This is a genomic window from Nodosilinea sp. LEGE 06152, from assembly GCF_015207525.1.
Lineage (GTDB): Bacteria > Cyanobacteriota > Cyanobacteriia > Phormidesmidales > Phormidesmidaceae > Nodosilinea.
In genome coordinates this window covers 1-9,629 of sequence record NZ_JADEWR010000039.1, presented here as the reverse complement: position 1 = coordinate 9,629, position 9,629 = coordinate 1, and the positions used below count along the sequence as shown (strand labels likewise).

The following is a 9,629-nucleotide window of genomic DNA, read 5'->3' as shown; positions in this document are numbered from 1 at the left end:
GCTGGGGGGGGAGGGGGGCGGGGGGGTGGTGGGGGGGGCGGGGGGGGCGGGGGGGGGGGGGGGGGGGGGGGGGGGGGGGGGGGGGGGGGGGGGGGGGGGGGGGGGTGGGGGGGGGGGGGGGGTGGATGGGTGGCGTTCCCTGAGCGGAGTCGAAGGGGGCGTGGATGGGTTTCAGGTTTTGGGTTCACGGTTGGCGGTTTACGGTATACGGTACGCCGTGAACCGTGAAGCTGACACCTAACACCCGACACCCCTAAAACGTCACCACGCTGCGGATGCTTTCGCCCCGGTGCATGAGGTCGAAGGCGGTGTTGATCTCATCGAGCGGCATCACGTGGGTGATCAAATCGTCGATGTTGATTTTGCCGTCCATGTACCAGTCCACAATTTTGGGTACGTCGGTGCGGCCCCTGGCCCCGCCAAAGGCAGTGCCCTTCCACTCTCGCCCAGTCACCAGCTGAAAGGGACGGGTGCTAATCTCTTCGCCCGCCGCCGCCACGCCGACAATCACGCTCACGCCCCAGCCCTTGTGGCAGCATTCCAGCGCCTGGCGCATGAGTTTTACGTTACCGACGCACTCAAAGCTGTAGTCGGCCCCGCCGCCGGTTAGCTCCACCAGGTAAGGCACCAGGTCGCCTTCCACCTCTTTAGGGTTGACGAAGTGGGTCATGCCAAACTTTTCGGCCAGCTCTTTTTTGCTGGGGTTGATGTCAACGCCGATGATTTTGTTGGCTCCCACCATGCGGCAGCCCTGAATCACGTTGAGGCCAATGCCGCCCAGGCCAAACACCACCACATTGGCCCCAGGCTCAACTTTGGCGGTATTGATCACCGCACCAATGCCGGTGGTGACACCGCAGCCGATGTAGCAGACTTTTTCAAAGGGCGCATCGGGACGAATTTTGGCCAGGGCAATCTCGGGCACCACGGTGTAGTTCGAGAAGGTTGACGTGCCCATGTAGTGAAACAGCGGTTCGCCATTTAGGGAAAAGCGGCTGGTGCCATCGGGCATGAGGCCTCGTCCCTGGGTGAGGCGAATGGCCTGACAGAGGTTGGTTTTAAAGCTGAGGCAGTACTCGCACTGGCGGCACTCGGGCACGTACAGCGGGATCACGTGGTCGCCGGGCTTAAGACTGGTAACGCCAGGGCCAACTTCGGCCACTACCCCGGCCCCCTCGTGACCCAGCACTGCCGGAAACAGCCCTTCGGGGTCTTTGCCGGAGAGGGTGTAGGCATCGGTGTGGCAGATGCCGGTGGCTTTGATTTCGACCAGCACTTCGCCTTCACGGGGCCCTTCGAGCTGAACAGTTTCGACGGTAAGGGGCTGGCCTGGGCCAAGGGCAACGGCGGCTCTAACATCCACGGGCAAAATCTCCTTTGGGTAGTTGAGGGTACGGTACTGGCAGAGGTCTAAGGCCAAGGCTGAAAGGCCCCTAGCCCGAGCGAGCGATAGACATTTTCCAAAGGGGCTTAGACCGCCGGAGCGGCACTGCAGTACCTTAGGTCAGCTTACCGACTTTGCGCCCCGTAGGGCATGTGTCATCTTTTCTAAACACGCTCCAGCACAATGGCCGATGTCGGTCAACCGATCGGCTGTGCTCCTTAGCGGGTGGGCATCTTGACCCTATAAGGATTGGTGCATTTACCTATGACTCAATATTTGCGACGGTTGGGCAAACCGTCTGCTGGTCAGTCTAAGGCGGCCGGTTTTACGTTGACCGAGGGCCTGGTTGTAGCGGTAATTGTTGGGTTGCTGCTGGCGATCGCAGCTCCCTCTTTCTTTGGGTTTTTGCAGCAGCGCAAGATCAACATAGCCCGCGATATGGTGTACCAGGCGCTGCGCGTCACCCAGACCGATGCCATGCAGCAGCGCCACGATCGCCGCTTTAGCATTCGCGAGCGCAATGGCCAAATTGAGTGGGCCAACCATGCCGATACGACTCTGGCCACTCAGGTTCCGGCCTGGCAGCCCCTGGTAGAGGGCGTTGTCTTAGCCAATATCGACAATACCCTGGCGGCCTCCGGCGGTATTCACTACGTCAAGTTTGATATGTACGGCAATATCAAAGGCCAGCTGGGCACAGTGACCGTGGCCATGTCGGGGCCAAACATCACGCACCGCTGCGTAGTAGCTTCTACGATGCTTGGAGCCATGCGCAAGGGTAAGGGCTACACCAGGGCCAACGATAACGGACGCTTTTGCTACTAACTCACCACTCATTTGAGGCAAAACCGAGTTTAATGGGTTAGCGATATGAGTGGTTTGGGGAGCGGTAATGCCAGAACGAAACGAGGGTTGGTATGTGGTTCAGGGGGAAGACGGTAGTTGTCAGGTACTTACTGCCGAGAGCGTTAGCCGGGAGCGGCTCCAAGATCAGCGCCCGATTTGGGGTCCCTATGCCACTCAGGATGAGGCGATCGCCCGCCGAGTTGGCCTAATTCGCAGCGGCAAATGCAACCCTGTCTGAGGGCTACCTATAGTTTTTATTGACCCTTATGTATTGACGATGAGTTGAAGCATTAAAGCAGGGGAGGTTAGTCATCCCCCCTGCCCGAAAAATTAATACCTGGAGCATAGGGTTTGTGTTGAATCCAGATTCTGTGGGCTGGGCATCTTGCCTGAACCACCTGTTGAACCCTAGTGCCTAGGCCGCTTCGCGCCCGCGCAGCGAGTCGTAGCTCTGCAAGAACCAGGCATAGGTGTGCTCGATGCCGGTCTTGAGGTCGGTTTTGGCCTGCCAGCCGGCTGCGTTGAGCCGCGATACGTCCAGCAGCTTGCGGGGAGTGCCGTCGGGTTTAGTACTGTCGAACACCAGCTCGCCCTCGTAGCCGACCACAGCCTTCATCGTCAGAGCTAGCTCTTTGATCGACACTTCCTGCCCGGTGCCAACGTTGACGAAATCGACACCGTTGTAGGTATTCATCAGAAATACCAGAGCATCGGACAAATCATCGACGTACAGAAACTCGCGCAGGGGGGTGCCGGTGCCCCATACGGTGACGGTGGGGTCGCCGTTCACCTTAGCCTCGTGGAACTTGCGCATTAGCGCGGGCAGCACGTGGGAGTTGGCCAGGTCAAAGTTGTCATTGAGGCCGTAGAGGTTGGTGGGCATGGCCGAGATAAAGTTGACCCCGTACTGGCGGCAGTAGTTTTCGCAGAGTTTGAGACCAGCAATTTTGGCGATCGCGTAGGGTTCATTGGTGGGCTCTAAAAACCCGGTCAGCAGGTACTCCTCTTTCATGGGCTGGGGGCACAGCTTGGGGTAAATACAAGACGACCCCAAAAACAGCAGCTTTTGCGCCCCGTGGCGGTAGGCACTGTGGATGATGTTGGCCTCAATCATCAGATTGTCGTAGAGGAATTCGGCCCGGTAGGTATTGTTGGCCTGGATACCGCCGACCCTGGCCGCCGCCAAAAAAACGTAGTCTGGCTTTTCAGCAGCGAAAAACTCATCCACCGCCGCCTGATTGCGCAGGTCTAGCTCCTGACTGGAGCGCAGCAGCAAATTCTCATAGCCCTGGGCCCTGAGCGTTCTGACCAGGGCACTACCAACCAGGCCACGGGAGCCAGCAACGTAAATTTTAGAGTGAGTATCCATAAAAGTTAGTTGAGATAGGAATTACACAAGCACTCATGTAGATGGCTGAATCCCATTGGCATGAGTCTGGCACTGGCGGTGAGGAATGACAATGGGCTGTCTTTAGAGTTTAGCCGTAGTTCACAATGGGCTTAAGGCTGCTCTCAAGTTTCCCCACCTCGTGACGCTATGATCCCATCTTTTTCCCCTGGCCAGCGCTGGCAGTTTTGGATCGATCGCGGCGGCACCTTTACTGACATTGTGGCCCGCCGCCCCGACGGGCAGATTGTGCTCCACAAACTGCTGTCTGAGAACCCCGATCGCTACGCCGATGCCCCTATTCAGGGCATGCGCGACCTGCTGGGGCTGAGGCCAGGGGAACCTATCCCCGCCGAGGCGATTGAGGCGGTAAAGATGGGAACGACCGTGGCCACCAATGCGCTGCTAGAACGAAAGGGCGATCGCGTCCTCTTACTGACCACTCAGGGATTCCGCGATGCCCTTCGCATCGGTTACCAAAACCGCCCCAACATCTTTGCCCGCCACATCGAGCTGCCGGAGATGCTCTACGAACGGGCGATCGAGGTGAACGAACGCCTCAGCGCCCAGGGCGAAGTGCTGGTTCCTTTACATGCCGAAGAGGAAGAACGCCTGCTTAGGGAACTTCAGCAAGCCTACGATAGCGGGATTCGGGCCTGTGCGATCGTGCTGATGCACGGCTACCGCTACCCCACCCACGAGCTGCGCCTGGGCGAACTCGCCCGCCAGGTCGGTTTTACCCAGGTTTCGCTCTCCCACCAGGTCAGCCCTCTGATCAAGCTTGTCAGCCGAGGCGATACGACGGTGGTGGATGCGTACCTATCGCCCATTCTTAGGCGCTATGTGGATCGTGTGGCAGCGCAGCTTAATGAAGAAGAAATTCAAAGTTCAAAGTTCAAAATTCAAAATTCACTTCATCGCTCACCTACCCATCCACCCATCCACCCATCCACTCCCCAACCCGCTCGCCTCATGTTCATGCAATCCAACGGCGGCCTCACCGATGCGGCGCTGTTCCAGGGCAAAGACAGCATTCTCTCCGGGCCTGCCGGGGGCGTAGTTGGCTCGGTGCAGACCAGCCGCCAGGCCGGGTACGATCGCATGATTGGCTTCGACATGGGCGGCACATCTACCGACGTGTCGCACTACCGGGGCGAGTACGAGCGCACCTTTGAAACCGAGGTGGCCGGAGTGCGGCTGCGGGCACCCATGATGGCGATCCACACCGTGGCGGCGGGCGGCGGCTCCATCGTCAGCTTTGACGGCAGCCGCTACCGGGTAGGGCCGGCGTCGGCAGGGGCTTATCCGGGGCCGGCCTGCTACCGCCACGGCGGGCCACTGGCGGTGACCGACTGCAACGTGATGGTGGGCAAGCTCCAGCCCGAGTTTTTTCCTCACGTGTTTGGGCCAGAGGGCAATTTGCCGCTGGATGCCGATATGGTGCGCGAGAAGTTTTCGGCCCTGGCGGAGGAGATCCACCGGGCGACTGGGGATGCTCGCAGCCCTGAGCAGGTAGCGGCTGGATTCCTCGCGATCGCCGTCGAGAAAATGGCCAACGCAATCAAAAAAATCTCCGTGCAGCGAGGCTATGACGTTTCTGAATACGTGCTGTGCAGCTTCGGCGGAGCCGGGGGTCAACACGCCTGTTTAATTGCCGATGCCCTGGGCATGACCGAGGTGTTTTTGCATCCCTACGCCGGAGTGCTGTCAGCCTACGGCATGGGGCTGGCCGACGTGCGATCGCTCAACGAGCAATCCGTCGAGTTGCCCCTAGGCGAAGAGACGCTGCCGCAGATTCAGCAAGTGGTAGAATCCCTTGCTGAGAGAGGATTAGCGGAACTGCGCCAGCAGGGATTTGAGATCGAGGACACCTCAGCGGCCCTTTCCCCTAGTTCCTCTTTCAGGAATCCAGGGGAACCGAGCGAACCAAAATCCAAAATCCAAAATCCAAAATTACCCCAAGTGCTGCCCCGGCTGCTGCTCAAGTACGAAGGCACCGACTCAGTGCTGGCGGTAGAGTTTGCTGGGGTAGAAGCGATGCGATCGCAGTTCACCACCCTGCACCGCCAGCGCTACGGTTTTGCCCAGGAGGGTAAGCCACTGATCGTCGATACCGCTGCCGTCGAGGTGATTGGCCACACCCACAGCCCCGACGAACCCGAGCTTCACCGAGTCCGCACCCAGCCGCTCATGCCTAAGACCACCGTGCCGGTCTACACCACCGATGCGTGGCACAAGACACCTGTTTACCACCGCGATGATCTCTGTCCGGGGGATGCGATCGCAGGCCCCGCCCTGATCATCGAAGCCACTGGCACCAACGTTGTAGAGCCAGGTTGGGGGGCAACTCTGACGAACAAGGGGCATTTGATCTTGAAGAAAGAGATCAAGGAACAAGCGATAGGAGTCGGGAATTCAAAATTCAAAATTCAAAATTCAAAACTGCCTGATCCTGTTCTGCTCGAAATCTTTAACAACCTCTTCCGCGCCGTAGCCGAAGAAATGGGGATCACGCTGCAAAACACCAGCTACTCGGTCAACATCAAAGAGCGGCTGGATTTCTCCTGCGCGGTGTTTGATCAAAACGGTCAACTGGTGGCCAATGCGCCCCACATTCCGGTGCATCTGGGATCAATGGGCGAGAGCGTGCGGAGTTTGATTGAGGCCAGGGGCGCTGACCTCAAACCCGGCGATGTTTACCTGCAAAACAACCCCTACAACGGCGGCACCCACCTGCCCGATATCACCGTCATTACCCCCGTCTTTTTAGCCGAGACCCATCCACCCACCCGCCCACTCTTCTACGTCGCTTCTCGCGGCCACCACGCCGATATTGGCGGCATCACCCCCGGCTCAATGCCCTCAAACAGCACCAGTATTGAGGAAGAAGGGGTCTTATTGGATAACATTCAACTTGTAGATCAAGGGCGCTTTTTAGAAGCTGAACTGCTCAAAATTCTGACCTCTTCAACCTACCCGGTGAGAAACCCAACGCAGAATGTGGCCGACTTGCAGGCGCAGATTGCGGCCAACAAAAAGGGGTCACAAGAGCTGCAAAAGCTGGTCGATCACTACGGGCTCGACATCGTGCAAATCTACATGCAGCATGTGCAAGACAACGCCGAAGAATGCGTGCGGCGGGTGATCGATCGCCTCCAGGACGGCCAGTTTACCTACTCTATGGACAACGGCAGCCAGATTGCGGTGCAGGTTAGGGTGAACCGTCAACAGCGCAGCGCCCGCATCGACTTCACTGGTACATCTCTTCAGCAGCCCAACAATTTCAACGCTCCATCAGCGGTGTGCAAAGCGGCCGTTCTCTACGTGTTTAGAACGCTGGTGGATGATGATATTCCTCTCAATGCAGGCTGTCTGAAGCCCCTGGAGATCGTAATTCCTGAAGGCTCAATGCTGAACCCGCGCTACCCGGCGGCAGTGGTGGCGGGCAATGTGGAGGTGTCGCAGGCGGTGACGGATGCGCTGTATGGAGCGCTGGGCGCGATCGCGGCCTCCCAGGGCACCATGAACAACTTCACCTTCGGCAGCGATCGCCACCAGTACTACGAGACCATCTGCGGCGGTTCCGGCGCTGGCCCCGGCTTCCCCGGCACCGACGCGGTGCACACCCACATGACCAACTCGCGACTGACAGATCCCGAGGTGCTGGAGTGGCGGTTTCCGGTATTGCTGCGCGAGTTCTCAATTCGCCAGGGCAGCGGCGGGGCGGGGGAATACGCAGGCGGCAACGGCATTGTGCGCCGGGTAGAATTTCGCGAACCGATGACGGCGGCGATTCTCTCCAACCATCGCCTAGTGCCGCCCTTTGGGTTGGCGGGCGGTCAACCAGGGCAGGTGGGTGAAAATCGAGTGATTCGCGCCGATGGCCGAGTGGAGGTGCTGCCGGGGCAGGCGACGGTGGCCCTTGAGCCGGGGGACTGCATTCAAATTGCGACGCCGGGGGGCGGTGGTTATGGCGATGGGCCGGGGTAAGGTGCAACCAGAAACTGAGTTTCTTTTGCGGGAACGATCACTCACCTGTGTGCTGCACAAAAGAAACCCGGTTTCTAACCCCCGCAGACTAACCTGCGCCTGCTCTAAAGATATTCTGCGCTGTTAGCCCCAGGTCTGCAAAGGTTGGTGAAATCAACCGATCACTGCCGGTGAATCGTTCTAGTTGATAGCCATCGGCCCCCAGGGTACAGAGCGTGATTGTCGGCTGCTTGGGCTGGCCAATCACCCGCGCCGCGCCCAAAGCGCGAAAGTCCACAATCCAGTATTCTTCGATGCCCATGGCCTCGTAGTCGGCCAGTTTGAGGCCATAGTCGTCGCGCCAGTTAGTGCTGACCACCTCTACCACCAGCTTGATCGTGGCACCGTTGCAGACCGTAGACGCCTTTTCCCACAGGGGTTCGTGCGGTAGTTGAGTGCGATCGAGCACCGCCACATCGGGAATATAGCCCGCATTAGGCCGGGGCGGCTTCACCACACAGGTACGCGGAATCGTCAGCGGCAAGGCCCCTTGATCAATCAGCACGCCCAGTTTTAGGGCGATAAATCCACCAATGTCTTCATGGGCACCCGTGGGCCGCACCTCAACTACCTCGCCTTCAATCAGCTCATAGCGACCGCCATCGCTGGGGTATTGGTCTAGAAATGCTTCAAAGCTCAGGGGTTGCTCTGTGGCCTGCACCATCTCAGCACTCGCCGTTTAAAACTGATGTAACTAGAGAACTGATGTAACTAGAGAACCGATGTGACTAGCTTACTGCATGGTACCGATGGCTTGGCGAACGGAGATCAGCGATCGCCAGCATCAGATGTAGTGCAGATAACTTGACAAATCAATTTTTCTTGAAATAATCGAGGCATCAACTTTTCTTGAAATGAAGCTGGTTGTGTAGCGCTGCAGCTAGCTTCAGTTTCCATGCGCTAGAGGGGATGTCGGAATGGTCAGAGTTGCTGTCAACGGGTTTGGTCGCATTGGGCGACTGGTGCTGCGGGCAGGCTGGGCCTTCCCGGAGCTTGAGTTTGTCCACATCAACGAGGTCAAGGGCGGTGCGGAAGCAGCAGCGCACCTGCTCAAGTTCGACTCCGTCCACGGCCGGTGGAATCACGACGTGGAGGCCGCAGGCAGCGAAAAAATTGCGATCGACGGCGTACTCCTCAGCTTCAGCAGCGGCGCATCCCCCAGTGCTGTGCCCTGGGCCGACTACGGCATAGACCTGGTGCTAGAGTGCTCCGGCAAGTTTCGCACCGTAGAAACCCTGGCCCCCTACTACAACAAGGGCGTCCAAAAGGTCATCGTCGCCGCCCCAGTTAAAGAAGGCGCACTCAACGTGGTCTACGGCATCAACGACCACCTCTACGACCCGGCAGAACACCGCCTCTTAACCGCCGCCTCCTGCACCACCAACTGCCTAGCCCCCGTGGTCAAGGTCATCCACGAGGGGTTGGGCATTCGCCACGGTGTGATCACCACCATCCACGACCACACCAACACCCAAACGATTGTCGATGCGCCCCACAAAGACCTGCGCCGCGCTAGAGCCACAGGGCTGTCGCTGATTCCCACCAGCACGGGGTCGGCCACCGCCATTACTCTGATCTACCCCGAACTCAAGGGCAAGCTCAACGGCCTGGCGGTGCGGGTGCCGCTATTGAACGCCTCGCTGACTGACTGCGTATTTGAAGTCGATCGCCCCACCACCGTCGAAGAGGTCAACCAGCTGCTCAAAGCCGCCGCCGATGGCCCATTGCACGGCATTCTTGGCTACGAAACCCGACCCCTGGTGTCGGTGGATTATAAGGATGATCCGCGATCGTCAATCGTCGACGCCCCCTCCACCATGGTGGTCGATAAGACTCAGGTGAAGATTCTCGCCTGGTACGACAACGAGTGGGGCTACTCCTGCCGCATGGCCGAACTCGCCCGCAAAGTTGCCCAGAGTCTTTGATTCCCTTGCCTTGAGGAAATTTTTGGACAGAACTTTACCAATGGTGGGCAGTGCCCAC

The 9,629-nt window shown here is 58.6% G+C and carries 7 protein-coding genes; 4 read left to right on the top strand and 3 right to left on the bottom strand.

Annotated features, from left to right (window positions below; translation table 11 throughout):
- Positions 1–253: 253 nt before the first annotated feature.
- Positions 254–1,363: an S-(hydroxymethyl)glutathione dehydrogenase/class III alcohol dehydrogenase gene (locus tag IQ265_RS28275; RefSeq protein ID WP_194059853.1), complete on the bottom strand. Its 1,110-nt coding sequence runs from the start codon at positions 1,361–1,363 to the stop codon at positions 254–256.
- 285 nt (positions 1,364–1,648) lie between these two features.
- Between IQ265_RS28275 and IQ265_RS28270 the strand changes: the two genes are divergently transcribed.
- Complete coding sequence (locus IQ265_RS28270) at positions 1,649–2,209, top strand: prepilin-type N-terminal cleavage/methylation domain-containing protein (RefSeq protein WP_194059851.1); 561 nt, start codon at positions 1,649–1,651, stop codon at positions 2,207–2,209.
- Positions 2,210–2,276: 67 nt separating this feature from the next.
- Positions 2,277–2,468: a hypothetical protein gene (locus IQ265_RS28265; RefSeq protein ID WP_194059849.1), complete on the top strand. Its 192-nt coding sequence runs from the start codon at positions 2,277–2,279 to the stop codon at positions 2,466–2,468.
- A gap of 177 nt (positions 2,469–2,645) precedes the next feature.
- Here the strand turns inward: IQ265_RS28265 and IQ265_RS28260 are convergent, their stop codons facing one another.
- Positions 2,646–3,599: a GDP-L-fucose synthase gene (locus IQ265_RS28260; protein WP_194059847.1), complete on the bottom strand. Its 954-nt coding sequence runs from the start codon at positions 3,597–3,599 to the stop codon at positions 2,646–2,648.
- A 168-nt stretch (positions 3,600–3,767) separates the two neighbouring features.
- Between IQ265_RS28260 and IQ265_RS28255 the strand changes: the two genes are divergently transcribed.
- Positions 3,768–7,607, top strand: a complete 3,840-nt coding sequence (locus IQ265_RS28255; RefSeq protein WP_194059845.1) for a hydantoinase B/oxoprolinase family protein — start codon at positions 3,768–3,770, stop codon at positions 7,605–7,607.
- An 88-nt stretch (positions 7,608–7,695) separates the two neighbouring features.
- Here the strand turns inward: IQ265_RS28255 and IQ265_RS28250 are convergent, their stop codons facing one another.
- Complete coding sequence (locus IQ265_RS28250) at positions 7,696–8,310, bottom strand: Uma2 family endonuclease (RefSeq protein WP_194059843.1); 615 nt, start codon at positions 8,308–8,310, stop codon at positions 7,696–7,698.
- Between the two features lie 253 nt (positions 8,311–8,563).
- Here IQ265_RS28250 and IQ265_RS28245 point away from each other — a divergent pair, with 253 nt between their 5' ends.
- Entirely contained in the window at positions 8,564–9,571 is a 1,008-nt protein-coding gene (locus IQ265_RS28245; RefSeq protein WP_194059841.1) for an ArsJ-associated glyceraldehyde-3-phosphate dehydrogenase, read from the top strand.
- Positions 9,572–9,629 lie beyond the last annotated feature (58 nt).

Excerpts from the sequence above, each read along its gene's own strand:
- IQ265_RS28270 (WP_194059851.1), top strand. The coding sequence starts at position 1,649 with ATGACTCAATATTTGCGACGGTTGGGCAAACCGTCTGCTGGTCAGTCT.
- IQ265_RS28265 (WP_194059849.1), top strand. The coding sequence starts at position 2,277 with ATGCCAGAACGAAACGAGGGTTGGTATGTGGTTCAGGGGGAAGACGGT.
- IQ265_RS28260 (WP_194059847.1), bottom strand. The coding sequence starts at position 3,599 with ATGGATACTCACTCTAAAATTTACGTTGCTGGCTCCCGTGGCCTGGTT.
- IQ265_RS28255 (WP_194059845.1), top strand. The coding sequence starts at position 3,768 with ATGATCCCATCTTTTTCCCCTGGCCAGCGCTGGCAGTTTTGGATCGAT.
- IQ265_RS28250 (WP_194059843.1), bottom strand. The coding sequence starts at position 8,310 with ATGGTGCAGGCCACAGAGCAACCCCTGAGCTTTGAAGCATTTCTAGAC.
- IQ265_RS28245 (WP_194059841.1), top strand. The coding sequence starts at position 8,564 with ATGGTCAGAGTTGCTGTCAACGGGTTTGGTCGCATTGGGCGACTGGTG.